22 protein-coding genes and 1 pseudogene are annotated in these 23,246 nt (G+C 62.1%); 8 read left to right on the top strand and 15 right to left on the bottom strand.

Features of this window, described 5'->3' with window-relative positions:
• Positions 1-36: 36 nt before the first annotated feature.
• The 6 genes and pseudogenes from DT23_RS00115 to DT23_RS00090 all read right to left on the bottom strand — a co-directional run bounded on the left by DT23_RS00115 (position 37) and on the right by DT23_RS00090 (position 4,036).
• On the bottom strand, positions 37-408 hold the full coding sequence (locus DT23_RS00115) for a HesB/IscA family protein (protein WP_038127011.1): 372 nt from the start codon (positions 406-408) through the stop codon (positions 37-39).
• A gap of 24 nt (positions 409-432) precedes the next feature.
• Positions 433-1,176 carry a DUF3307 domain-containing protein gene (locus DT23_RS00110; RefSeq protein WP_038127008.1) on the bottom strand — a complete coding sequence of 248 codons (744 nt, stop codon included), beginning with the start codon at positions 1,174-1,176 and terminating at the stop codon, positions 433-435.
• Positions 1,173-1,778, bottom strand: coding sequence for a hypothetical protein (locus DT23_RS00105; RefSeq protein ID WP_038126974.1), 606 nt, complete (start codon positions 1,776-1,778; stop codon positions 1,173-1,175). The genes DT23_RS00110 and DT23_RS00105 overlap by 4 nt, the downstream gene beginning before the upstream one ends.
• 105 nt (positions 1,779-1,883) lie before the next feature.
• Positions 1,884-2,954 (bottom strand): annotated as a pseudogene (locus DT23_RS00100) (alkene reductase).
• A 164-nt stretch (positions 2,955-3,118) separates the two neighbouring features.
• Complete coding sequence (locus DT23_RS00095; protein WP_038126968.1) at positions 3,119-3,484, bottom strand: SUF system Fe-S cluster assembly protein; 366 nt, start codon at positions 3,482-3,484, stop codon at positions 3,119-3,121.
• Between the two features lie 93 nt (positions 3,485-3,577).
• Positions 3,578-4,036: a rhodanese-like domain-containing protein gene (locus DT23_RS00090; RefSeq protein ID WP_081846857.1), complete on the bottom strand. Its 459-nt coding sequence runs from the start codon at positions 4,034-4,036 to the stop codon at positions 3,578-3,580.
• A 122-nt stretch (positions 4,037-4,158) separates the two neighbouring features.
• Here DT23_RS00090 and prfA point away from each other — a divergent pair, with 122 nt between their 5' ends.
• The 3 genes from prfA (at position 4,159) to DT23_RS00075 (ending at position 7,105) form a co-directional block, all read left to right on the top strand.
• Entirely contained in the window at positions 4,159-5,214 is a 1,056-nt protein-coding gene (prfA, locus tag DT23_RS00085; RefSeq protein ID WP_038126966.1) for a peptide chain release factor 1, read from the top strand.
• Positions 5,211-6,068, top strand: coding sequence for a peptide chain release factor N(5)-glutamine methyltransferase (gene prmC / locus DT23_RS00080; RefSeq protein WP_038126965.1), 858 nt, complete (start codon positions 5,211-5,213; stop codon positions 6,066-6,068). Before prfA ends, prmC begins: the two co-directional genes overlap by 4 nt.
• Before the next feature lie 308 nt (positions 6,069-6,376).
• Positions 6,377-7,105 carry a DUF4167 domain-containing protein gene (locus DT23_RS00075; protein ID WP_038126962.1) on the top strand — a complete coding sequence of 243 codons (729 nt, stop codon included), beginning with the start codon at positions 6,377-6,379 and terminating at the stop codon, positions 7,103-7,105.
• 72 nt (positions 7,106-7,177) lie between these two features.
• On the opposite strand, the gene rsmA is transcribed toward DT23_RS00075, so the two are convergent.
• The 6 genes from rsmA to lptF form a co-directional block, all read right to left on the bottom strand.
• Entirely contained in the window at positions 7,178-8,023 is an 846-nt protein-coding gene (gene rsmA / locus DT23_RS00070) for a 16S rRNA (adenine(1518)-N(6)/adenine(1519)-N(6))-dimethyltransferase RsmA (protein WP_038126959.1), read from the bottom strand.
• Between the two features lie 108 nt (positions 8,024-8,131).
• Positions 8,132-9,130 carry a 4-hydroxythreonine-4-phosphate dehydrogenase PdxA gene (pdxA, locus tag DT23_RS00065; RefSeq protein ID WP_038126957.1) on the bottom strand — a complete coding sequence of 333 codons (999 nt, stop codon included), beginning with the start codon at positions 9,128-9,130 and terminating at the stop codon, positions 8,132-8,134.
• On the bottom strand, positions 9,127-10,359 hold the full coding sequence (locus tag DT23_RS00060; protein WP_038126955.1) for a peptidylprolyl isomerase: 1,233 nt from the start codon (positions 10,357-10,359) through the stop codon (positions 9,127-9,129). Before DT23_RS00060 ends, pdxA begins: the two co-directional genes overlap by 4 nt.
• A gap of 53 nt (positions 10,360-10,412) precedes the next feature.
• Positions 10,413-12,641, bottom strand: coding sequence for an LPS-assembly protein LptD (locus DT23_RS00055; RefSeq protein ID WP_051696926.1), 2,229 nt, complete (start codon positions 12,639-12,641; stop codon positions 10,413-10,415).
• Positions 12,638-13,756, bottom strand: coding sequence for an LPS export ABC transporter permease LptG (gene lptG, locus DT23_RS00050; protein WP_038126953.1), 1,119 nt, complete (start codon positions 13,754-13,756; stop codon positions 12,638-12,640). Before lptG ends, DT23_RS00055 begins: the two co-directional genes overlap by 4 nt.
• Entirely contained in the window at positions 13,753-14,886 is a 1,134-nt protein-coding gene (lptF, locus tag DT23_RS00045; protein WP_038126950.1) for an LPS export ABC transporter permease LptF, read from the bottom strand. The genes lptG and lptF overlap by 4 nt, the downstream gene beginning before the upstream one ends.
• 199 nt (positions 14,887-15,085) lie before the next feature.
• Here lptF and DT23_RS00040 point away from each other — a divergent pair, with 199 nt between their 5' ends.
• The 4 genes from DT23_RS00040 to tgt all read left to right on the top strand — a co-directional run bounded on the left by DT23_RS00040 (position 15,086) and on the right by tgt (position 18,982).
• On the top strand, positions 15,086-16,549 hold the full coding sequence (locus tag DT23_RS00040; protein WP_038127637.1) for a leucyl aminopeptidase: 1,464 nt from the start codon (positions 15,086-15,088) through the stop codon (positions 16,547-16,549).
• A gap of 1 nt (position 16,550) precedes the next feature.
• A complete protein-coding gene (locus DT23_RS00035) occupies positions 16,551-17,006 on the top strand; it encodes a DNA polymerase III subunit chi (RefSeq protein ID WP_038126947.1) in 456 nt (151 codons plus the stop codon).
• 22 nt (positions 17,007-17,028) lie between these two features.
• Positions 17,029-17,775, top strand: a complete 747-nt coding sequence (locus tag DT23_RS00030) for a sulfite exporter TauE/SafE family protein (RefSeq protein WP_038126943.1) — start codon at positions 17,029-17,031, stop codon at positions 17,773-17,775.
• A gap of 79 nt (positions 17,776-17,854) precedes the next feature.
• Positions 17,855-18,982, top strand: coding sequence for a tRNA guanosine(34) transglycosylase Tgt (tgt, locus tag DT23_RS00025; RefSeq protein WP_038126941.1), 1,128 nt, complete (start codon positions 17,855-17,857; stop codon positions 18,980-18,982).
• Positions 18,983-19,153: 171 nt separating this feature from the next.
• Here tgt and trhA read toward each other — a convergent pair whose 3' ends face one another.
• The 3 genes from trhA to ctaA all read right to left on the bottom strand — a co-directional run bounded on the left by trhA (position 19,154) and on the right by ctaA (position 22,510).
• Entirely contained in the window at positions 19,154-19,798 is a 645-nt protein-coding gene (gene trhA, locus DT23_RS00020) for a PAQR family membrane homeostasis protein TrhA (protein ID WP_038126939.1), read from the bottom strand.
• A 91-nt stretch (positions 19,799-19,889) separates the two neighbouring features.
• Positions 19,890-21,359 carry a carboxypeptidase M32 gene (locus DT23_RS00015; RefSeq protein ID WP_038126936.1) on the bottom strand — a complete coding sequence of 490 codons (1,470 nt, stop codon included), beginning with the start codon at positions 21,357-21,359 and terminating at the stop codon, positions 19,890-19,892.
• Positions 21,356-22,510 (bottom strand): heme A synthase, encoded by a 1,155-nt coding sequence (ctaA, locus tag DT23_RS00010; RefSeq protein WP_038126933.1) that lies wholly within the window; start codon positions 22,508-22,510, stop codon positions 21,356-21,358. The genes DT23_RS00015 and ctaA overlap by 4 nt, the downstream gene beginning before the upstream one ends.
• A gap of 172 nt (positions 22,511-22,682) precedes the next feature.
• Here ctaA and DT23_RS00005 point away from each other — a divergent pair, with 172 nt between their 5' ends.
• Positions 22,683-23,177 carry an ureidoglycolate lyase gene (locus DT23_RS00005; RefSeq protein WP_038127636.1) on the top strand — a complete coding sequence of 165 codons (495 nt, stop codon included), beginning with the start codon at positions 22,683-22,685 and terminating at the stop codon, positions 23,175-23,177.
• Positions 23,178-23,246: the final 69 nt, after the last annotated feature.

The following is a 23,246-nucleotide window of genomic DNA, read 5'->3' as shown; positions in this document are numbered from 1 at the left end:
CGCGGGGCAGCGCAAAGGGCAAAAACGCGCAGAGGCTTAGGCCTTGGCGTCTGCAGCGTCCATATCGGCGAATTTGATCGATTCACCGCAGCCGCAGGCCTCGACGACATTGGGATTGCGAAACTTGAAGCCGCTTTCAAGCAAGCCCGTTTCGTAATCAATCTCGGTGCCCAGCATGAACATCTGCGCCATCGGGGCGATCAGCACGCGCGCGGGGCCATTTTCCACCACGATATCCATCGGGCCTGCCTCGGCGGCGATTTCCATCGTGTATTCCATGCCCGCACAGCCGCCCTTTTTGACGCCAATGCGAAAGCCAGCGGCGTTTTCACGCGCCATCAGCTTGGCGATTTGGGCCACGGCGGCGTCGGTCATCGTGACGGGGTCTTGTCCGGGAACGTTGAACATGGGGGCTCTCCTTGTGAGTCAAATCTAGTTCGCCGAGGGCAGAATTCCAAGGGGGGCGAGGTGGGTCATCAGCGCAAGCGTGGCGTAAGCGCCGCCCAAAGCCCAACCAAACGAGGCCAGCGTGCCGATGATGACATATTCGCTTTTGGGATTGGCACCGTCTTTCGACACCGCCTCAAAGCGCAGGATCGACTTGGCCGCGATCAAAAAGCCAATCGCACCGGGTTGACCGGCCAGTACCAGCAAAAAGATTACGCCGCGTTCAAGCTGGCCAATCAGGCGACCGCCTTCGGGGAGCCCCTCGGGCGGGGCTTTGTCGTCAAAACGCGCCATCAGCAAGCCAACCGCAAAGCCGCCTGCGCGGATCGTCACTATCCCACCGGAAATCAGCGCCAGCGTGCCGGGCAGCCAGCTTTGGCCCGCCCAAAGCGCGTTGGCAAACAGGCCGGGGAAGGCGGCGGCAATGGCGGCGGTGGCGATCAGATGCGCGCCTTGATCGGTGATAAACGCCATCAATGCGCGGTTTTTGGGGGCAAAGGTTTTGGCGATGTCGATCAGAAAATGGCTGAGCCCGACAAGGATCAGCGCGGCGAGAAAGGCGGCAGAGAACTGCAGCAATGCCAGAGCGCTCAGCGCGATAAGAATCGCCAGGTGAGTAGCGAAAACGGGCATGTCACGACGCGCTTTGCCTGCAACCATCGCATTGCTTTGCAACGCGAAATCGGCCAACACATGGGCGCAGATCAGGGCGGTGAAGGTTTCTATCATGCGCGCTCCTCAATCATCTGCAACGCCGCGAGGATCGCCTCATAGCCCGCGCCGTGCAAGGCCTGAGCCAGCGATTGGCGGGTAATGCCGATCTCGGCGCTCGCGGCGGTCTGGGTGGGCGGATCGAGGCGCAGCATCGGCACCATCGCGCGCGCCTGCGCCTGTGTCCAGCCCTGCGAGATGTGGTCAAACAGGCGCAGCGCCGCGCCCAATGCACCGCCCCCGGCATAGGCGATGCGCGGCCCCTCAAGCGTATCAAGCAACTGCCCCGAGGCGGTAAAAACCGGTCCGTGCGCTGCGTTCAGATCCGCCGTGTCGGGTAAGCTGCCTGCGCCCCGCGCAATCGCGATACGGGTTGAAAGCTCGGGGCCAAGCGCGCGCAGATCGGCGCGGATCAGCAACGCAAGACGGGCCTGAAAACGCGGCGCGTCCAGCGCGATTTGCCAGCCATCGCCGCGATTGCGCGCAAACCGGGTTGCGCCAATGGCTGGGCTCAAGTCGCCACACGCCTGTTTCACAGCCCCAAGGGCTGCATCCAGCGCGTGGCTTGAGAGGCGAGACGAGGCGACAAGGTCGCCGGTGAGGACGCTGATGTGGCTCATATGCAGGTTGTAATGCCTGCATGTTGTGTAATGCAAGTTATTTTACCTGCGAAAAGAAAAATGCAGGCTATAAAGCCTGCATTTCTTTGCCGTATGAATGATGCCTTAATCCAGCGTGGGGTAATCCGTGTAGCCTTCGGCCCCGCCACCATACAGATGATCGCCGTCCAGCGGGTTCAGATCGGCCCCCGCCTTGAAGCGCTGGGGCAGGTCGGGATTGGCGATGAACAACCGCCCGAACGCGACTGCTGCCGCGCCCTCATTCAGCGCCGCCTCGGCCATCTCGTGGCTATAGCCGTTATTGGCGATATAGGGCGCGGTAACGCGATTGCGCAGGGCTTCAATCGCCCCTTCAGGCCAGTCGCGCGGACCGCCCGTTTGCCCCTCGATCAGGTGCACAAAGGCCAGATCCTGCGTGTTCAGGAAATCGACCACGGCGGCGAACAATTCGGGCGTATCGCTGGAAATCCCGACATTGTTTGCATTCGACCACGGCGACAGGCGGATGCCCACGCGCCCCGGCCCCCAGATGCCAATGACCGTTTCAACCACCTCGCGCAGGAACCGCGTGCGGTTCTCGATCGAGCCACCATAGCTGTCGGTGCGCGTGTTCGACGTATCGCGCAGGAACTGGTCGATCAGATAGCCGTTGGCGGCGTGGATCTCGACCCCGTCAAAGCCAGCGCGCTTAGCGCATTCCGCCGCGTTGCGATAATCTGCAAGCGTGGCAGCAATTTCCTCAACCGTAAGCGCATGGGGCACGCGCGTTTCGACGAATCCGGTGCCATCAAAGGTCTTCGCGCCCGCCGCAATGGCCGAGGGCGCAACCGGATCGCGCCCGTCCAGCAGTTGAGGCACGGAAATGCGCCCGACATGCCAGATCTGCGCGACGATCTTGGAGCCCGCGCCATGCACCGCATCGGTGACCTTGCGCCAGCCCGCGACCTGCGCGTCATTATAAATGCCCGGCGTCTAGGCATAGCCCTGACCCATCGGCGAAATTTGCGTGCCTTCCGAGATGATCAAACCGGCGGTGGCGCGCTGGCGGTAATACTGCACCGTCAGATCGGTCGGTGCCAGATCGGGGGCGCGGTTGCGCGTCAGCTGGGCCATGACGAAACGGTTGGCAATCTCGATCTGGCCAAGCGTGGTGGGGGTGAAAAGCATATCGGTCATTATGCGCCTTTGTCTTTGCGTGGGGAGGTCTTTGTTGTCCCCTCGAGATGGGGCGCGTGGCACATGCGGCAAGGCGGTCCCTTGCGCGAGAGGGGTGTACAAAAATGCAAGGGACGGCGCGGATCGCCCCGCACCGTCCCGCAAAAAAAGCGCATCACAAAAAGTTACATAAAGCCCAGTTCGAGGCGTGCCTCGTCCGACATCATGTCCATGCCCCATTGCGGATCAAAGGTCATCTCGACATCGACATCGCGCAAACCCCCGACCGAGGCCACCGCATCTTGCACCCAGCCCGGCATTTCACCGGCGACCGGACAGCCCGGCGCGGTCAGCGTCATGATCAGCTTGGCCTCGTTTTCCGGCGTGATCTCAATCGTGTAGATCAGGCCAAGGTCATAGATATTGACCGGAATTTCGGGGTCATAGACGGTGCGACAGGCATCCACCACCTGCTCATAAAGCGGATGATCGGTGGTTGAGGGCTTGATCAGCGGCGTGCCCTCTAGGGGCTCTTCGGGACTGGCGGTCATGGGGTCTCTCTCGCGGTTCGCGGATAACTCGACTGTTTATATAGGGAATGTGCGGCCGGGGTAAAGAGAGCGCGTCATGACGCAAGCGTGAGCCTAGGGTTTATAAGCCGCCCATTCGCGCCAACCGTTCAGCCCGGTCTGCAACACCACCACATTCTTGCGCCCCGCCACGCGCAGCGCGAACGCGGCCTGCGCGCTTAGTGTGCCGGTATTGCAAAACACCACCGTCTTGCGATCAACCGGGATTTCGTCGATGCGATCCAGCACTTCGCGCCATTCGATATTGACCGCGCCGGGGATCGTTTCATGGTCGAATTGCTCGGCATTGCGCGTGTCTACGAATAGCACGCTGTCAAACACCTCGCGGTCGATCTGCTCGGGTAGGATGATGCCGTCTTCATAGCCCGAAAACATCATATACTCGTTCATCGCCTCAATCGCGGGCGCCTCTTGCGCCAGCGCGGGTGTGGCAAGCAGCGGCGCGATAAGCGCAAGGTGCGCGATGATCAGACTTGGTGCGATCAGACTTGGTGCGATCAGAGCGGCACGCATCGGTTTATTCTCTCCCGAATTTCTCCCTGAAACCGCTTTAGCAGGGCAGGGCGCGCGCGTCACCTTGCAACACCGCTTCGCGCCCACTTGACCAACGGGGCGCTTCACGCCAAACCGCTTGCATGTTGCCCGAAGAAAAACTTGCCCAGATCCTTGCCCGTTTCGAATTTCTCGAAGCGCAACTGTCTGCGGGTGCCGATCCGGCGAAAATTGCCCAGATCAGCCGTGAATATTCCGAGCTGAAACCCGTCGTCGCCCAGATTGAAGAGTGGCAACGCGCGCGCGCCGATCTGGCCGAGGCCGAGGGCTGGCTGGAGGACCCCGAGATGAAGGGCCTCGCCGAGGAAGAACTGCCGGAGTTGAAAGCGCGCATCCCAGAAATGGAGCAGGCGTTGCGTCTGGCATTGCTGCCCAAAGATGCCGCCGATGCGCGCCCGGCGATCTTGGAAATCCGTCCCGGAACAGGGGGCGAAGAGGCCGCGCTATTTGCCGGTGATCTGCTGCGGATGTATCAAAAATACGCCGAGAAGCAGGGCTGGCGCTTTGAGCTGATGGAGCTGACGCAGACCGAACTTGGCGGCGTCAAAGAGGCGGTTGCGCGGATTGAGGGCGCGGGTGTGTTCGCGCGGCTCAAGTTCGAATCCGGCGTGCATCGCGTGCAGCGCGTACCCGAAACCGAGGCCGGCGGGCGCATCCACACCTCGGCGGCCACCGTGGCCGTGCTGCCCGAAGCCGAAGACGTTGATATCGACATCCCCGCAGGCGACATTCGCATCGATACAATGCGGGCCTCCGGCGCCGGCGGCCAGCACGTCAACACCACCGACTCGGCGGTGCGCATCACCCATATCCCGACCGGTATCGTGGTGACCAGTTCAGAGAAATCCCAACACCAGAACCGCGCCAACGCGATGGCCGTTCTGCGCGCGCGTCTTTACGAGGCCGAGCGCGACCGCGCCGCTTCTGAGCGCGCCGAAAGCCGTAAATCGCAGGTCGGTTCGGGGGATCGCTCGGAACGCATCCGCACCTATAACTTCCCGCAAGGGCGGCTGACCGATCACCGGATCAACCTCACGATCTACGCGTTGGCGCAGGCGATGGAGGGCGAGCTGGACGAGGTGCTGGACGCGCTGATCGCTGACGACCAGGCGGCCAAACTCGCGGAGATGGAGGGGTGAAGGCGCAAGAGGCGCTGATCGCCGCCACCCGCCAGTTGACGCAGGCCGGAATTGCGGGGGCTGCGGGGGATGCGCGCCGCTTGCTCGCCCATGCTTTGGGAATTGCGCCCGACCGTGTGACTTTGGCGCTGCAAGACCCGATGTCCGAGGGCGCGCAAGCGCGTCTGGACGTGGCAATCATAGCGCGCGCCGCCCATCAGCCCGTCGCGCAGATCACCGGTAAGCGACTGTTCTGGGGGCATGAATTCCGTGTCACCCGCGACACGCTCGACCCGCGCCCGGAGACCGAAACGCTGGTGCAGGCCGCGCTGGAACAGCCCTTTGTGAGCCTGCTTGATCTGGGAACGGGCACCGGTTGCATCCTGATCTCGCTGCTGAAATCCATGCCGATAGCGCAGGGCGTTGGCACTGATATCTCCCCCGCCGCATTAGAGGTTGCGCGCGAAAATGCAAACGTCTTGGGTGTGTCGAAACGGGCAGGTTTTACCGCCTCTGACTGGTTCGATTCGATCACGGGGCGCTTTGATCTGATCGTGTCCAACCCGCCCTATATTGCCGCCGATGAGATGGCAGCCCTCAGCCCCGATGTGCGCGATTGGGAGCCGCAAGGCGCGCTTAGCCCGGGCGGTGACGGGCTGGACGCTTACCGCGCGATAGCGCGCGGCGCGGGCGCTCGGCTGATGGGAGGCGGGCGGATTTTGCTGGAAATCGGCCCGACACAAGGCGCCGTGGTGCGCGACTTGCTCGCCGCTCAGGGGTTTGATCAAATCGCAATCCTTCGCGATCTGGACGGGCGCGATCGCGTGGTCGCGGCCCGTAAACCGACAGAGGTAGAGGACTGCGCGCTGGGCTAAAACACCGGCCAACACCTCGCCCCTTACGCAATTTGTTGCCGATTTTACCCGGAATTTCTTAAAATCCCAGACAAATAGCCGCAGAAAGACATTTAAAGGCTTGAAACCGCGCTCCGCGCATGTTTACTCAATCTTGTGTTTGGTGGAGCGTTTCTCCCCTCGCACGGCTCAGCTTCACACTGCGGGTCTCGGATCAACAGCTGGCTTTTCGCTTGCGCCTGACCCGGACATCCCGCGCGGCACGCGCCCCGTTTCGGGGCCTGACCCCGAAAATGCGCCCTCGCGGCGCCATAAGCCAAAAGAAAACCATGAGATCTTCCAAATCCCGTTCGCGCAACAAGTCGAACCGTCAACGCTCTGTGGGCAATGTCATCAACCGGGTCTTTGACAGCTCCGGTCCCGAGGGCAAAGTGCGCGGCACTCCGCAGCAGATTATCGACAAATATCTGATGCTTGCACGCGATGCCCAACTGTCCAATGACCGCGTGGCCGAGCAGAACTTTCTGCAACACGCCGAGCATTACACACGGATGCTGGGCGAGGCGCAGCGCGAACAAGCCCGCGAGCAAGAGGCGCGCAACCAGCAGCGCCAACAAAACCAGAATACGCAGGGCGACGGCCAGAACAATGGTCAGAATAATGGTTCGGATAATGGCCAGAACAACGGCCAGAACGCGTCCCAGCCTCCGTCGCAAAGCAACCCGACCGCTGAGGCTGCGCGCTCTGATGCAGGCCCGCGCGACACCCGCGGCTCTGACAACAACCGCCGGTCGGATCGTAGGTCAAGCGATGAAAGCAGCGCCATGATGCCGCCGATGCCTGCGCCCGATGAAACAGACTCCGCGCTGGTCGACACGCCCGAAAGCCGCGCCAGTAGCGACGCTGCTCCGGTCGCGGAAAAGTCGGAAAAGCCTGAAAAGCCGGAAAAAGCCGAGAAATCGGAAAAAACCGAAAAGCCCAAGCGCCCGCGCGCGCCGCGCAAACCGCGGCAACCCAAGGCCGAACCCGCGACCACGCCCGAGTCTTCTTCAGAGTAAATGACGAGAGCCAAGCAATAAAAGACCCGCATCTGATGCGGGTCTTTTGCGTTCTGCGCATTTCACACCGGCTTAACTGGCGCCTTTCACAATTCGGGCCAAGCGACAAAACTGCTCGATGCTGACCTGCTCGGCGCGCTCCGTCGGTTTGATCCCAGCCTCTTCCAGTTTGGCCTCGATATCAGGAGCGACCGATTTCAACGAGGCGCGCAGCATCTTGCGCCGCTGGTTAAAGCCCGCTGCCACGACCCGGCTCAACGTCGCGGGATCTGCCGGAAACTGCGGCTCGGGCAGGGCGCGCAGATGCACCACCGCCGAATGAACCTTGGGAGCAGGGGTGAAGGCCTCGGGCGGCAGGCTCATCACGATACGGGCCTGCGCGCGCCATTGCGCCAAAATCGCAAGCCGCCCGTAATGCTTGTCGCCGGGTTGCGCCACAATACGCTCGGCCACCTCGCGCTGAAACATCAAGGTCAGACTGTCCCAAAACGGCGGCCAGCTTGGCGGGGTCAGCCAGCGCACCAACAGCTCGGTGCCGACATTATAGGGCAGGTTCGCGGCCACCTTGATCGGCGGCGTTAAATGCGCCAGCGGATTGATCGCCAGCGCATCGCCCTGAATGACCTCAAGACGGCCCAGGTAGGCTGCCGCAATCTCGGCCAATGCGGGCAGGCAGCGCGGGTCTTTCTCAATTGCCAGAACCTTACGCGCGCCTTCCGCCAGCAACCCGCGCGTCAACCCGCCGGGACCGGGGCCGACCTCCAGCACATCTGCCCCTGACAAGTCGCCCGCCGCGCGCGCGATCTTGGCTGTCAGGTTGAGATCAAGCAAAAAGTTCTGCCCAAGACTTTTCTTCGCCACCAGATCATGGCTGCGCAGCACCTCGCGCAGCGGCGGCAAACCATCCAGCGCGGCCATTAGGCGGGCCTCATTTCATCTAGCATAAAATACTCCCCGCGGAGCGTCCGGCGCAAACCGCAGATGCCTCCGGCGGGAGTATTTAGAGCCAGATGAAAGCCCATTAGATCACGCCCCGCGTGCCGCGCCCATGCGCGCAGCCATCTCAAGCGCGGCAATCAGCGAGGCCGGATTGGCGCGCCCGAGGCCCGCGATATCATAGGCGGTGCCGTGATCGGGCGAAGTGCGCACGAAGGGCAGGCCCAGCGTGATATTCACCCCGCCGTCGAAATCGAGCGTCTTGATCGGGATCAGGGCTTGATCGTGATAGGCGCAGATGACGGCGTCATAGGTCTGGCGCGCGCGGGCGTGAAACAGCGTATCGGCGGGTAGCGGGCCCGAAAGCGCGTAGCCCTCGGCGCGCAGGCTGGCGATTTCATCATTCATCCAGTCCAGTTCTTCGTGGCCCATTGCGCCGCCTTCGCCGGCATGCGGGTTGAGGCCCGCCACCGCGATACGCGGGGTGTCAAAACCAAAATCGCGGCGCAGACCCTGCGCAGTGATGCGCACTGTGTCGCGCAGCAGTTGCGGCGTGAACGCAGTGGGCACATCGGCCAGTGCAATATGGATCGTAGCGGGCACCACGCGCAGCGGCGGCGTCGCATTTGACGACGCCAGCATCATCACCACACGATCAACACCTGCGAGATGGGCAAGAAATTCGGTATGGCCGGGAAAGGCAAAGCCCGCCCCGTCATGCAGCGCCTTTTTGTGAATGGGCGCGGTGCACAGCGCCGAGCCTTGCCCGCGCATCACCAGATCCACGCCGCGCGCGATCACATCGATCACCGCGCGCGCATTGGCCGGATCGGGTTTGCCCGGCTCGGCTGCGGCGGGGAAGGGATGGGGCAGCACCGGTAGGCCCGCGCTGGCATGGGTGCTCGCCTCGCTTGGCTGAGAGATCTCGCGAATTTTGGTGCCGCGGGGCAGGTGCGCGGGATCGCCGATCCATACGAAGGGCAGGCGCGCGCCGAAATGCTCCCAAGCGCGCGCGGCGAGTTCCGGGCCGATGCCCGACGGGTCGCCGCAGCTTACAATCACCGGGCAGTCAAGGGCGCGCGAACTCATTTGCGTACGATCACCGCATCGGCCTCAAGATCGGCCAGAAAGCCATCGGCATAAGCGGCCAGCGCGTTGTTTTCTAACTGTGCGCGGACTTGATCGCGGGTGGGGGCGGTTTCGTCTTTGCCGGGCACGCTTTGGCGATCACACAGCATCACCAGCGTATCCGAGCCACCGCGCGAGAGCACACGGGTTTCACCGACATCCAGTTGCGCCAGAGACAGGCCGATATCGGTGGGCACCTGCGCTTGGGCCACGTTCTCATGGGACACCAGCGCGGTTGCGGGCATACCTTTGGCGATGGTGTAAAGTTCGTTGCAGCGCCGCGCATCGGCCGCGATCTTGGCCGATAGTTTCGCCGCTTGATCACTGCCAGTCGCGCCCAGATTAAAGGTCATATAGCTTAGCGTTTGCGGCCCGCTGGGCGCGCCGCCATCGCCGATCGCGCGTAGCATGAACACCGCCACAGCGCCTTTCAAGGTAATCGGCCCCGTCGCCGTTCCCGGCTTGAGCGCAAGGATCGCCGAGCGCAGTTGCGGAGGCAGGTTGGTGATCGGCATCCAGTCAAGACGACCGCCGCGCGCGCGCGACTCAGTAGCCGAGTATTTGCGCGCCAGTGCGGCAAACGCACCTTCGCCCTTGGCGGCCGAAAGCTGGCGTGCCTGTCCCATCGCGTTGCGCTCATTTCCGGGCGGGGCGGGGATGATCGCCTCGGAGATCAGCACTTTCACCCCTTTGCCAGTGAGCGATTCCGGCATCATCGCGCGGTCAACCGCAGCCTCATTGATGTTCACTTTCGCGGCGAAGCGCGCGCGCACCTGTTCGCGCCACAACATACCGGCGCGCACGAATTCTTTGAACGTCGCGGGATCGACCCCGTTTTTCTGTAGCTCTGCGACGAATTTTTCGGTGTCCAAGTTGGCGCGACCCGCAAATTCTGCCATGCCTTTTTGCAGATCTGCCTCTGTCAGCTTCATGCCGACCTGATGGGAGGAGGACACACGCAAGCGATCCTGGATCAGCGCCTCTTCGGCCTCTTGGCGCGTCGTGCCTGCGGCGTTGAGCAATTGCATGAAGCGCATGCGCTGGTTGATCTCGTAATCGGTGATGCCAAAGCCGTTGACGGTGACCACGGGGGCAAAGCTGCCCCCTGATTGTGCCAAGCCGGGTTGTGCGCCAAACACCAGCGAAATCGCGAGCGTCAAAAGGGTGAGCAATCGGGTCATCATCGTCATGGCGTGCCTGTATCCGTTCATTCGCGTCTTTTTTCGGCCTTCGGTCCTTACGATTAGCGCGCACACATACGGCGCACCGCGCCCCCTTGTGCCGAGCCAAAGCCTACCAGCTGCACCGACAGGCCGAAATCCGTCTCGGGGCTTACACTAGTAGAGGAAGTGAAGCGGCGCGAGAGGGAAAGATCAACCAAAACACATTCGTTGGTGTATTGAAGCCCCAGTTGTGCGCGTGCAGCCCGCTCGGCGGTGAAATCGTAGCGCGTCGAAAAGCTGCTTTGCCAGCCGTTCGCCCACTGCCATTGAGTGTCGAGCCTCAGTTCAGACAGATCGGTATTAAGCGAGCTGTCCGAGGCAGCATCCACCCAAAGATATCCCGCCGCGATCTGATAGCGCTCTGCCGACCACGCGACGCGCATCTCTTCGCGCGAGAATGACAGATCGTCGTCAAACAGCGCACGATTCGTCCATGTCAGCCCCTTGGAGGTGCTGAGCTGGGTCGAAACCAGCCAGTTCGAGTTGATCCCCGACAGGGCCGATCCGGCGCTGAACTGGCTAAGATCGCGCTGGCGGAAGATGCGCCCGGCCAGCACGCCCAGCGACCACCCCGAGGCATCATAACGCGTCCAGCTAACGCCCAGATTAGCGCGCAAGCCGGTTTCACGCATATCTTCGCCCGGAAACCGCAACAGCGAGAACAGATTGCCCTCGTCGAATTCGGGCAGCAGGCTATCTTCATCGGGCGAGGCGGTTAAATTGTTCGGCGCCCAGACGATTTGCGCAATCGGCTCAATGACATAAGAGGCGCGGGTGCTGGATTTCACCCAAGGCCAGCGCAGCTCGGTCGCCAAGGTGGGCTGGTCGCGCAGGATCGTGCTGTCATAGCTTGGATCGGATGCGGTCTGAATGATATCAGCGGCATATTGCGCCTCGATCCCGCCCAGCATACCGCCGGGCAGCAGCCAGTTGCGCTGCCAATTTGCGGTGAACGAACCGCGCAGCATATCGCGCCCATCGGGCACACCATCGAGATCGCTGTCCAACGTCGAATCCGAGGCGCGCCGCGCGCCAAGCGTTGAAAACCGCACCGTCGCCAAGCCGCCAATCGAGGCCGGGCTAAAGCTGCGCACCCATTGCGCGGTGCCTGATAGCATCGGATTGATCGAATTGCTTTCATCATCGCGAATCGAATGGGTGTTGCCAAATCGTGCGGTGATCATCTCGCCCGCGCGCACCCGTTCCAGCGTGATGCCCGACCACAGCCGGTCCTCATCGCTGATGTCATAGTTCAACAGATAGCTGCTGTCGCTCACCAACCGCAATTGCACGCCCAGTTTGAAATCATCGGGCAGGCGCGCGCTGAGATCGCCAAACAGATATCCGCGCGTCTCGTTTGGGATGATGTCATCATCTGACACAGCGCCGCTTAACTCGAGGTTGCCCCAGTTATACGCCTCGCGATAGCGTAGCCCCAACGTCGCGGTGCGCGCGGCCGAGACATAAGGCGTCACGGTCAGATCGCGCGAGGGGCCGAGCGCGAAGAAATACGGCAGCTTGATCCCTGCGCCCAGACTTGAGGTGGTGCGAAGCGACGGGCGCAGAAATCCCGACATCCGTGTGACGCCCGGCGCGGGCATGCGCAGGCGCGGCAGATAGGCGATGGGCATGCCTGCTGCGCGAAACTGCGCATCATAAAAGACGATTTGCTTGGTTTGCGCATCATGCACGACTTTGCGCGCGCGGATTTCCCAAAGCGGGGTGGGGTCGTTAATGCAGACCTCACAAGACGAGGCGACGACCTGTTTCATCACCGTCAAACGCCCGTCTGTGCGTTCGATTGAGGCGGCGGCAAGCTGCAATTCGCGCGCCATTACCATGCGCGCGCTTAGCAAAATGCCGTTGCGCAAATCGGGCGACAGTTCGGCCTGCGAGGCAACGATGATACTGCCGGTCTGGCCGGGCTGCTCCAACCGGATCGGGCCCTCGATAATCAGCTTGTCTTGGGCTTGATCATAGATCACCCGCGTCGCCGTTAACCGGTTGGAGCGGTAATACATCTCGACATTGCCCTGCGCGACAAGGCGGTTTTGATCCTCAATCTGCACCCGGTCGGCCAGCAATGTCGCCAGCTCATCCGAGGCGGGGATCGCGGTCTCATCTGCCGCGCCATTGGTCGCGGTTTGCGCCGCAAGCGAGTCGGCCAGCGCCAACGTGTAGGCCCCAAACAGCCCCCCACCCAGCACCAACGCTCCCAATGCCGCTTTGAGATCGCGCGACCGCATCATCCATCCTCCCGGTGCAATACCAGCGCCAAAGGCAACATCAAACCGATCACCGGGGGGGCCCATGCCGCCAAGATGACGGGAATCTGCCCGTTATCTCCCAGAACCTGCGCGATATTGCGCAAGAAAAACAGCCCCAACCCGGCGGCCAGCGCCATCAGCACTTTTGCGCCTGTGCCGCCAAAGCGAATATGATCCATTGTGAAGCTCGCCGCAATCAACACCATCCCCGCCAGCAACACTGGCAGCGCCAGTTCCATCTGGAACCAGACCTGATGACGACGCGCGGAAAAACCCGCTTGTTCAAGCGCTGCGATAAAGCCGGGCAATTGCCAGATCGGCACCGCTGAGGGCTTGCCGAAACTGTCGCGAATGCGCTCGACCGTCAGATCGGAGGGCAGGGTCAGGCTGGGGGCACGCGTGGCATCGCGCTCGGGGTTGGTGGAGCTGCCAAGGGGCCAATCCTTGACATCGCTCAGCAGCCATTGGCCGGGTTCAAGCTGAGCTTTGGCTGCGTCAATACGCCGGATCGGGCCGCGTTTGGGATCAAAGATCAGGAAGGTGACGTTAAACAACGTCGTGGCATCGGCATTGGCGCGCGTGGCGCGAATGACCGCCTGCGCGAAGGTCTTGCCATCGCTACTCAGCCCCGCGCTTTGGCGCATCCAGACGCCCTCGCGCCCGATCGAGACGGTTTCACCATCGCGGGCATGATAATGCTCGGCCAAAGTCTCGTAGCGGTTTGCGGTGCCGCTGGCCAAAGGGTTGGCAATGAACAGCGCCGCCACCCCGATCAGCAGCGCCACGGCAACAGGTGCCGCCAGCATGCGCAGGGCCGAACGTCCGGAGGCCCGGATCACCACCAGTTCCGACGAGCGCGCCAAGCCGATGAACAGCGCCACGGCCGACAGCATCACGATCAACGGCAAAATATTATACAGCGTCGTCGGCGTGTTCAGCAGCGACAGCAGCGACAACTGCCCCAGCCCCAAATTGGCATCGGAAAACCGGCGCACCTCTTCGACGATGTCGATCAGGAACAAAATGCCCCAGAAACTTGCGCCCACGACAAAAAACGCGCGCAGGAACCGCTTTGCGAGATACAGCGCCAGCGTCATGCGCCGCCCTCCGCCACAGCGCGTGCGCCGCGCACCCGCCAAGGTCGCTGGGACCACCACAGCATCGCGCAGGCGATCAAGCCGCCGCCTAAGGCGGGCAGATACAAGAGCGGCCAAAGGCTGGGATCTCTGGTCGTCACGCTCTCGACGCTGTTTTGCAGCGCCTGCACGGCGATCAGCCCCAGGATCGCCAGCGTGATCTGGCGCCACATCCCAAATCGCGAAAACGTCCCGATCATCATCGCCGCAAAGCCGATCAGCGCAGCGATAGGCGCCAGCAGAGGTTGCGAGATACGCCGGGTCACCTCAAGGCGGATTTGATCGGGCGTGGCACCGGTCAGCGCGCTCAGCTGCGACCCGGCGCGCATCAGTTCCAGCGTTCCGATCTCATCCAGCGCGCGCTTGCGATTACTGTTTGACTGAAGCAACGCCCCGATATCATAAGTGAAATTCGCAAACCGCGTAATGGCTAGCCGGTCGCCGGGCTGCTGTAAGGTCTGCGCCATGCCGTTCAGCATCACCAGTTTCGGCCCACTATCAGAGCGCACGATCAACGCCTTATCGGCGGTGTAAGTCGTGGCGCGCGCGGGATTGCGGCGATCCGCCAGAAACAGGTCTTCCAACTCGCCGAGTTCAGAAATCTTGCGGATATAGATCGTCACGCCCGTCGCGGGGTGCTGGAAACTGCCCTCAGTCAAAAACCGTGCCGAGACGTCTTGCGCCACTTCCTGACGTCGCTCGGCAAGGCGTTCTTTGGCGGCGGGCACCAGCACATTGACCAAAGCGGCCATCATCACCGAGGCGATCAGCCCGAATACCACCACAGATCGCGCCAGCCGCCAGTTCGACGCCCCCGTCGCGCGCATCACCACCAATTCGCTATCCTGATCTAGCCGGTTGACCGCGTAAATTGTGGCCGCAAACGCCGCGACGGGCAGCACGATACGGATCACATAGGGCAGCGTCAGCGCGGTGAATTCCAGCACCACAAGAGCCGTTTGCCCATCCGAAATCAGGCTGTCAAATAACAGCACAGCCCGGTTGACCCAATAAACTGACACCAGCACGAGCGCAAAGAACCCGAACAACGCCATCAGTTTGGACAACAAATATCGGTCCAGTCGCGTCAAATTTCCTACCACCCCTCCCGCAGACAACCGCTGCAGGTTTTGCCCTCTCTCTAGCCTGTCGCGCAGATCAAAGAAAGGTGCCAGTTGGGGCGCTTTTCATTTTCCGGGCGTGGGGCTAGGGTCGCGCGAGATCGTTTTGACAAACACCGCCTGGCATTGGCGCGATTGCGCGCATGATCGGCAAAATTCGGAGAGTTTTATGACCCAACCCGTCGAGATAGCCTTTAAAGAGATCGACATTGATGCGCTTAGCGCCTTTGAGGGGCGGATCGTGTTGAGTGCGGGGGAAGAGGGCAAGCTTGGCCCGACGGGGCGCAAGCTGGACCGGCTGATGAAAGGCGCGCTGCGCCGTGCGCTGGCGTCCAGTAGCTTTGCCAAGCTTTCGCCGGGCGAGTCGCTTGATCTGGGCTGGCCGGTGGGGCTGGCGGCCGAGGCGGTGCAAATTCTACGCCTTGAGCGGCGCGCCGATCAGGCGCAGGCGCGCAAAGCGGGCGGGGCCGTGGGGGCCAAGCTGGGCGAGCGCGGCGCGATCATGCTGGCCGAGGGGGTGAACCGGGCCGCCGATGTCGCCTTTGGTCTGGCGCTGCGCGCCTATCAGTTCAACTATCACACCTCGGGCAATTCCGCCTTTGGCCCTGTCACCGTGATGTCGGCCACCCCCGAAGAGCTCGCCGCGCAAGCCGCGCCCCATGCCGCGCTGGCCGAGGGCGTCTTCTTTACCCGCGATCTGGTCAATGAGCCCGCCAACATCCTGACCACCGATGATTTTGCCGCCCGTCTGGCCGCGATGCATGAGCTGGGCTTGCAGGTGGAAATCCTTGAAGAAGAGCAACTCAAAGAGCTGGGCATGGGCGCGCTTTTGGGTGTCGGTCAGGGTTCGGAAAGCCCCTCGAAAGTCGTGGTCATGCAATGGAATGGCGGCGGCGATGAGGCGCCTTTCGCGCTGGTGGGCAAGGGCGTGGTGTTCGACACGGGCGGCATCAGCCTCAAACCCGGGGCGGGCATGGAAGACATGACGATGGATATGGGCGGCGCAGGGGTCGTGTCGGGCGTGATGCGCACGCTGGCGCTGCGCAAGGCCAAGGCCAATGTCGTGGGCCTTGTCGGGCTCGTCGAAAACATGCCCGACGGCAAGGCGCAACGCCCCGGCGATATCGTGAAATCCATGAAGGGCGACACGATCGAGGTGATCAATACCGACGCCGAAGGCCGCCTCGTTCTGGCCGACGTTTTGTGGTATGCGCAGGAACGGTTCAAGCCGCGCGCGATGGTTAACCTTGCCACGCTGACCGGCGCTGTGATCGTTGCCTTGGGGCACGAGAACGCAGGTCTTTTTGCCAATGACGACAAGTTCGTAGGCGACATACTTAAAGCCGCTAAATCCGAGGGCGAGGGCGCTTGGCACATGCCGCTGCAACCCGCTTATGACTCGCTGATCAAGTCGCGTTTGGCCGATGTGAAAAACACCGGCGGGCGGCCTGCTGGCTCGATCACGGCGGCGGCTTTTCTCAAGCGCTTCGTGAAGGATGACGTGCCGTGGTGTCACATCGACATCGCGGGCGTGGCGCTGCCGCCCGGCGCGACCGATCTGGCCCCCAAGGGTGCGACGGGCTGGGGCGTGATGACGCTGGATCGCCTGATCCGCGATACATTCGAAGGCTAGCATGGGGCAGGTCAATTTCTATCACCTGACCCACTCCACGCTTGAGCAGGTGGTGACCAATCTTGCCTCCCGCGCGCTGGAACAGGGCTGGAAGATCGAGCTGCGCGGGCGTGACCTTGCGCGGCTCGACCAGCTTGATCAACAGCTTTGGCAGATGGGTGAGGCCAGCTTTCTGCCCCACGGCACGGCGGGCGGGCCGCATGACGCGCTGCAACCGATCTTGTTGACCAGCACGCCCGCCACGGACGCGCGCGAGGCGGTGATGGCGGTGCATGGCGCAGAAATTGACGCTGCTGAATCCGAGACGCATAAACGGGTCTGGATCCTGTTTGACGGCAATGACCCAGAGGCGGTGCAACACGCGCGCATCCAGTGGAAGGCGCTGACCGGGGCGGGGGCCAAGGCCGCTTACTGGAGCGAAGAGTCGGGGCGTTGGGAGAAAAAGGCCGAGAGTTGAGCCGATTGGGCCGGGGGGAGATATGGATATTGTAATCGTCTTGATCGCCGCGTTTTGCGCGGGCGTTCTGAATACCATCGCGGGGGGCGGCACGTTTCTGACCTTCCCCGCGCTGGTCTTTATCGGCCTGCCGCCGGTCGTGGCGAATGCGACAAGTGCTGTTGCGGTGTTTCCGGGTTACTTGGGCGGTGCGTTCGGTTTTCGCGCTGAACTTGCGCGCTTTGACAAATCCCGCATGCTTAGACTGCTGGCAGTGACATTTGCGGGCGGTTTGATCGGCTCGCTTTTGCTGTTGGTTTCCTCAAACAAGGCGTTTTCCGTCGTCGTTCCCTTTTTGCTGCTCGCCGCGACGCTTGCGTTTTTGTTTGGCGATCAAATCCGGCGTTGGGCCAGTAAAAACAGTCGCGCGGTGACGCCGTTTGGCTCGGTCGGGCTGCTGCTGGTCAGCATCTATGGCGGCTATTTCAACGGCGGTCTCGGGATCGTTCTGCTGGCGCTGTTCGCGCTCTGGGGGATGGTCGATCTGCACGAGATGAACGGGCTGAAGAACGGGCTGTCATTCGCGCTTTCGGCGATCTCGGTCGCGGTGTTTGCGCTTGGCGGCCTGGTGGAATGGCAGCATGCGATTGGCATGATGGTGGCCTCGACGCTGGGCGGCTATGCAGGCGCGCCGATTGCGCGGATGCTGCCAAAATCGGTTGTGCGCGGCCTGATTGCCGTGGTCGGTTTCTCCATGAGCGCCGTGTTCTTCTGGCGTCTGATCGCGTGACCGGCGGGGCGCTTGCGCCCGTCTTCCCATCCGCCGCCATCCGCGCTACACCCGCGCCCTGATAAGCAGGAGCGCCGAGATGTCGAAATTCAGTTTTACCCTGAACGCCACCGACGGGGCGGCGCGCACCGGCGTGATTTCCACCCCGCGCGGCGAGATCCGCACGCCTGCGTTCATGCCCGTGGGCACGGCGGCGACGGTCAAGGCGATGATGCCGGAATCGGTGGCAGCGACCGGCGCCGACATTCTGCTGGGCAACACCTATCACCTGATGCTGCGCCCCACCGCCGAACGCATCGCGCGCCTTGGCGGGCTGCATAAGTTCATGAACTGGAATAAACCGATCTTGACGGATTCTGGCGGATTTCAGGTGATGAGTCTGGCGAGCCTGCGCAAGCTGACCGAGGAGGGCGTGCGCTTCGCCTCGCATATCGATGGCTCCAAACATATGCTCACGCCCGAGCGCAGCATGGAGATCCAGAAATTGCTGGGCTCTGATATCGTGATGGCGTTTGACGAATGTCCCGCGCTGCCCGCCACGGACGCCGAGGTCGCCAAGTCGATGCGGCTGTCGATGCGGTGGGCGCTGCGCTCGCGCGAGGCGTTTGGTGATCGGCCCGGATACGCGCTGTTTGGTATTCAGCAAGGCGGCGTGACGCGTGAGCTTCGCGCCGAAAGTGCCGAGAAACTCACGGAAATCGGCTTTGAGGGCTATGCGGTTGGCGGTCTGGCGGTGGGCGAGGGGCAAGAGGTGATGTTTGGCGTGCTCGATTACGCCCCCGATATGCTGCCCGTCGACAAGCCGCGCTATCTGATGGGCGTGGGCAAGCCCGATGATATCGTGGGCGCGGTCGAGCGCGGCATTGATATGATGGATTGCGTGCTGCCCTCGCGCTCGGGGCGCACGGGGCAGGCTTGGACGCGGCGCGGCCAGATCAACATCAAGAACGCGCGTCACGCCGATGACCCGCGCCCGCTGGATGAGGGGTGTACCTGTCCGGCCTGCCGCAACTATTCGCGCGCCTATCTGCACCATGTATTCCGCAGCCAGGAGATGATCTCGGGGATGCTGCTGACATGGCATAACCTGCATTACTATCAAGACCTGATGCAGGGTTTGCGCGACGCGATTGCCGCCGGAACTTTGGCGCAGTTCGTGGCCGCGTTTCACGCCAAACGCGCCGAGGGCGATATCGAACCGATCTAGGCCGAAGGGGGCGCTGCCCCCCCCGTCGCCGGAGGGCGACAATTAACAGTCAAAGAGGGGGCGCTGCCCCCGTCGTCGCCGGAGGGCGACAATTAGCAGTCAAAGAGGGGGCGCTGCCCCCGTCGCGCTGACGCGCGCCTCCCCCGGGATATTTCTATCAAGAGGAAGGGGTCAGGAGGTCGTGACGAGGATCACGGCGGCGTAATGGGTCGCGGCGGCGGCCAGAACATGGGAATGCCAGATCGCGCGCGAGAAGGGGATTCGCTCGATCTGGTAAAATAGCGTTCCAAGCGTATAGGTCAGCCCGCCGACCACGATCAGCACCAGCGCGGGCAGGGAAAGCGTCGTGAAAAGTGGCCAAGCGGCCAGCACACCCAGCCAGCCCATTGCGAGGTATAGGATAAAGCCCGAGCGTTCGGAGCGGTGAAAGAAGCCCAGCTTCATCACTATGCCAATTGTCGCCAATAGCCAGACTGCGCCCGTCAGCACCCAGCCCCAAGTGCCGCCCATGCCATTGAGCGCCATTGGCGTGTAAGTCGCAGCAATCAAAAGGTAAATCGCGGCATGATCAAAGCGGCGCAGGATCGCGCGGGTCGGGGCGTGGAGTGTCAGATTATAGGCCGCCGAGAGTGAGAAAGAGGCGATCAGGCCAAGGCTGTAAATTGCGAGTGGCCAGATCCGCCCTGTGGGAACGCTTAGCGAGGCCCAGACGATCAGCGCGCTGACCCCGGCCACGGCCAAGGCCACGCCCAGAACATGCACGATCCCGTCGGCGATATGTTCGCGCGGGGTATGCTTGAGTTGGTATCGTGTCATGGGGGCTCCTTGTCGCCTGAGCCACCCATCTAACAACGATCAGCCGTTTTCCCTAGCGTGACGCTGGGTCGCGTCGTTTTCAGGGTTAACGTCAAAGCCGGTAGATCGCCTCGAATTTCCGGCTCAGATAGTCGAGCAGGGGCTTTTCATCGGGCGCAAAACCGCAGGCGTGTTCGATGGTGTCGCGCGGGGGGCGCAAGCCGCCAAACTGGCGCAGGTTTTGATCGAGCCAGCCTTTGGCCACGCTGGCATCGCCCTTGGCCAATCCGGCGTCGATATCCGGCTCGGCCTTGCGCATCGCTTTGTCTAGGCTGCCCGCATAGACATTGCCCAACGCATATGTCGGGAAATAGCCAAACAGGCCCAACGACCAATGCACGTCTTGCAGGAACCCTTGCGAGGGTTTGGTGACGCTGACGCCGAAATCATGTTTGAAGCGGGTGTTCCACGCCTCTTCGAGATCGGCCACTTCCAGCTTGCCAGCGATCAGATCGCGTTCCAGATCAAAGCGCAGCATGATGTGCAGGTTGTAGTTCAGCTCGTCGCTTTCGGTGCGGATAAAGCCCATCTCGACGCGGTTCACCAGCGCATGGAACGCCTCGGGACCGTCCAGACCGAGATCGCCAAACGCCTCGATCATGCGGGTATACAGCCAGCCGGTGAACGGGGCAGAGCGGCCCAACTGGTTTTCGCAAATGCGCGACTGGCTTTCATGCACGCCCATCGACACGCCATGCCCGAGCGGCGTGAAGCGATAGGCCGGGTCGATCGCCTGTTCATAGGTGGCGTGACCCGTCTCGTGGATCGTGGAGTAGATATTGCCGAAAGGTTCGCTTTCGGAAATTCGGGTGGTGATGCGCGCATCATCGCCCCCGCCCGAGGAAAAGGGATGCACCGACATATCAAGGCGCCCGCGCGTCCAGTCATAGCCAAAGGCGCTGGCGCAAATGCGCGCAAGTCGAAGCTGGGCATTTTCGGGGAAGACCATATCAAGCGGCTGCGGTGAGACCTCCGATCCCAGCACACGGTCGCGCAGGGCGACCAACGGGGCGCGCATCCGGTCAAACATTGCACCCAGCTCTTTGGCCTTCGCGCCCGGTTCGTAATCATCGAGCAGCGCATCATAAAGATCGCCATCCGACACACAGGCTGCTTCTTCGCGTTTCAGGCGCACGACCTCATCAAGCGTGGGCAGGAAGGCGCTGGCATCTTCGTCCGCGCGCGCTTGCGCCCAGATCCCTTGGCTTAGCGAGGTCAGGCGCGCCAGTTCGGTCGCCAGCCGTGCGGGAATACGGGTCGAACGATTATAACTGCGCGCGACCAGATCCAGCATGCGGGCTTGGGCGGCGTCCTTGGCCTCGGCACGCACCAGCCAGTCCTCGATCCGCGGATCGGTGCGCCGCGCGTGCAGCACGCTTTCAATCGCGGCCATTTCCTCGGCGCGCTGATCGCCAGCGCCGCGCGGCATCATCACCTCTTGGTCCCAACCCAAAAGCCCCGAAATATTCCCCAACGCCTCGGTTTCGCGCTGATGCGCGGCGAGTTCCTCAAACGCGCTCATGCCCGTCCCTCCCGAATGGACCGGACGAGGGGGAAACGCGCCATATGACGTGCGCGGATCACCAGCACCCAAGTGATAACGGCGCCCAGTTGATGGATCAGCCCCAGCCACCAGTAATGCACCAGTTCCAGCGCCGTGGATATCCCCAACACCATCTGGAACACGATCATCGCGCTCATCAGCGCGAATGCCTGACGCGTGGCGACATGGGCAGAGCTGCGCGCGCGCCATGCGGCAAACAGGCCCAGCAAGACGACCAGATAGCCCATCATGCGGTGGTTGAATTGCACCAGCGCGGGGTTCTCAAAGAAGTTCGTCCAAAGCGGCGTGTAGTCGAAACTTTCCGAGGGCAGGAACTCGCCATTCATCGACGGCCATGTCGGAAAGGCCAGCCCGGCGTCGATGCCCGCAGTCAGCGCGCCCAGAATGATCTGGAGGAAAACCAGCACGATCAGCACCGTGCCAAGCCCCGTTAGTCGTGACTCGGCGAGGCGGCGTGCTTGCAGCAGTTGCGCTTGGGGTCGACTGAGTTGCGCGGCGAACCACGCGATCAGGCCAAGGATGATAAAGGCCAGCCCCAGATGTGTCGCCAGCCGGTATGACGCCACCGAGGTCATCCGCCCGACCAGCCCCGAAGACACCATCCACCAGCCAATCGCGCCTTGCATCCCGCCTAATATCCCAAGGCTGAACAGGCGCCCCCACCAGCCCTGCGGGATTTTCTTGGTGAGCCAGAAGAACATAAAGCCCGCAAACCAGACGAGGCCAATGATGCGCCCAAGCTGGCGATGGCCCCATTCCCACCAGAAAATGCCCTTGAACTGCGACAGGGTCATATCGGGGTTCATATACTGGAACTGCGGGCTTTGCTTGTAATTGGCGAATTCCGCCTGCCAATCGGCCAGATGCATCGGCGGGATCGCCCCCGAGATCGGCTTCCACTGGGTAATCGACAGCCCGCTATCGGTGAGCCGCGTCGCCCCGCCCACGCCGATCATCGCCACCACCAGCGCGAACATGATGAACAGCCAGACGCGGATCGCTTTGCGCGCGCCTTTGGGTTTGGCGTCGATCATCCCGCCCTTGGGTTCGCTGCGTTGGGGGCCGTCTTGCGCGCCGACCTCCTCGAAAATGCTGCGTTTCTGGCTCATGGCGGTCTCCGGGCTTGTCGTTTGGGCGCAAATTAGGCCGCGCCCGCCGCAGGGGCAAGGGGCAGGCGGCTTTGGCACGCTTGCACCCGTAGTTGGGGCGTGGGAAACCATAAAGGTGGAAGGCTCGGATCAATCCGGCCGGTATTCAAAAGGCGGCAAAAGGATACTCGAAATGTCTCAGATTCTCACTGTAAGCCCCTTGAATAGCACAGATTTTGCGCCCTATGGTGATGTGATCGAAGCCAGCGGCGCACCCGACAAGATCATCAATGCCGGAATGTGCGGGCGCTATCACGACCGCGCGAGCCTGGATTTTTCCGACGGGCGCGCCGGGATCAGCCTGTTTGACGCCAAGGCCCGCCATCTGCCCTATGTCGTTGATATGCTGGAACGTCACCCGGACGGCAGTCAGGCGTTTATCCCGATGACGCAGACCCGCTTTCTGGTGATCGTGGCGCAGGATAAGGACGGCGCGCCGAGTGACATTCAGGCCTTTCTGACGCAGCCGGGTCAAGCGGTGAACCTGCATCGCGGCGTCTGGCACGGGGTGCTTGCGCCGTTCGAGGCGCCGGGGCTTTACGCGGTGATCGACCGGATCGGGGCGGGGGCCAACCTTGAGGAACACTGGCTGGCCACCCCCTATGTGATCGAGACCGTTCCCGCCTGAGGGCCTAGCGCGCAAACCCGCCCGAAAAGCGCATATGGCGGTTCACGTCCTTATATAGCAGATAGCGAA

It is taken from the genome of Thioclava indica, from assembly GCF_000714545.1.
GTDB lineage: Bacteria > Pseudomonadota > Alphaproteobacteria > Rhodobacterales > Rhodobacteraceae > Thioclava > Thioclava indica.
The sequence above is the reverse complement of the archived record's forward strand: the minus strand, read 5'-3'. Positions and strand labels throughout refer to the sequence as shown.

What these genes read in the sequence shown, in the direction of transcription:
- DT23_RS00115 (WP_038127011.1), bottom strand. Translation starts at nt 408, where the DNA reads ATGTTCAACGTTCCCGGACAAGACCCCGTCACGATGACCGACGCCGCC.
- DT23_RS00110 (WP_038127008.1), bottom strand. Translation starts at nt 1,176, where the DNA reads ATGATAGAAACCTTCACCGCCCTGATCTGCGCCCATGTGTTGGCCGAT.
- DT23_RS00105 (WP_038126974.1), bottom strand. Translation starts at nt 1,778, where the DNA reads ATGAGCCACATCAGCGTCCTCACCGGCGACCTTGTCGCCTCGTCTCGC.
- DT23_RS00095 (WP_038126968.1), bottom strand. Translation starts at nt 3,484, where the DNA reads ATGACCGCCAGTCCCGAAGAGCCCCTAGAGGGCACGCCGCTGATCAAG.
- DT23_RS00090 (WP_081846857.1), bottom strand. Translation starts at nt 4,036, where the DNA reads ATGCGTGCCGCTCTGATCGCACCAAGTCTGATCGCACCAAGTCTGATC.
- prfA (WP_038126966.1), top strand. Translation starts at nt 4,159, where the DNA reads ATGTTGCCCGAAGAAAAACTTGCCCAGATCCTTGCCCGTTTCGAATTT.
- DT23_RS00075 (WP_038126962.1), top strand. Translation starts at nt 6,377, where the DNA reads ATGAGATCTTCCAAATCCCGTTCGCGCAACAAGTCGAACCGTCAACGC.
- rsmA (WP_038126959.1), bottom strand. Translation starts at nt 8,023, where the DNA reads ATGGCCGCGCTGGATGGTTTGCCGCCGCTGCGCGAGGTGCTGCGCAGC.
- pdxA (WP_038126957.1), bottom strand. Translation starts at nt 9,130, where the DNA reads ATGAGTTCGCGCGCCCTTGACTGCCCGGTGATTGTAAGCTGCGGCGAC.
- DT23_RS00060 (WP_038126955.1), bottom strand. Translation starts at nt 10,359, where the DNA reads ATGACGATGATGACCCGATTGCTCACCCTTTTGACGCTCGCGATTTCG.
- DT23_RS00055 (WP_051696926.1), bottom strand. Translation starts at nt 12,641, where the DNA reads ATGATGCGGTCGCGCGATCTCAAAGCGGCATTGGGAGCGTTGGTGCTG.
- lptG (WP_038126953.1), bottom strand. Translation starts at nt 13,756, where the DNA reads ATGACGCTGGCGCTGTATCTCGCAAAGCGGTTCCTGCGCGCGTTTTTT.
- DT23_RS00040 (WP_038127637.1), top strand. Translation starts at nt 15,086, where the DNA reads ATGACCCAACCCGTCGAGATAGCCTTTAAAGAGATCGACATTGATGCG.
- DT23_RS00035 (WP_038126947.1), top strand. Translation starts at nt 16,551, where the DNA reads ATGGGGCAGGTCAATTTCTATCACCTGACCCACTCCACGCTTGAGCAG.
- DT23_RS00030 (WP_038126943.1), top strand. Translation starts at nt 17,029, where the DNA reads ATGGATATTGTAATCGTCTTGATCGCCGCGTTTTGCGCGGGCGTTCTG.
- tgt (WP_038126941.1), top strand. Translation starts at nt 17,855, where the DNA reads ATGTCGAAATTCAGTTTTACCCTGAACGCCACCGACGGGGCGGCGCGC.
- trhA (WP_038126939.1), bottom strand. Translation starts at nt 19,798, where the DNA reads ATGACACGATACCAACTCAAGCATACCCCGCGCGAACATATCGCCGAC.
- DT23_RS00015 (WP_038126936.1), bottom strand. Translation starts at nt 21,359, where the DNA reads ATGAGCGCGTTTGAGGAACTCGCCGCGCATCAGCGCGAAACCGAGGCG.
- ctaA (WP_038126933.1), bottom strand. Translation starts at nt 22,510, where the DNA reads ATGAGCCAGAAACGCAGCATTTTCGAGGAGGTCGGCGCGCAAGACGGC.
- DT23_RS00005 (WP_038127636.1), top strand. Translation starts at nt 22,683, where the DNA reads ATGTCTCAGATTCTCACTGTAAGCCCCTTGAATAGCACAGATTTTGCG.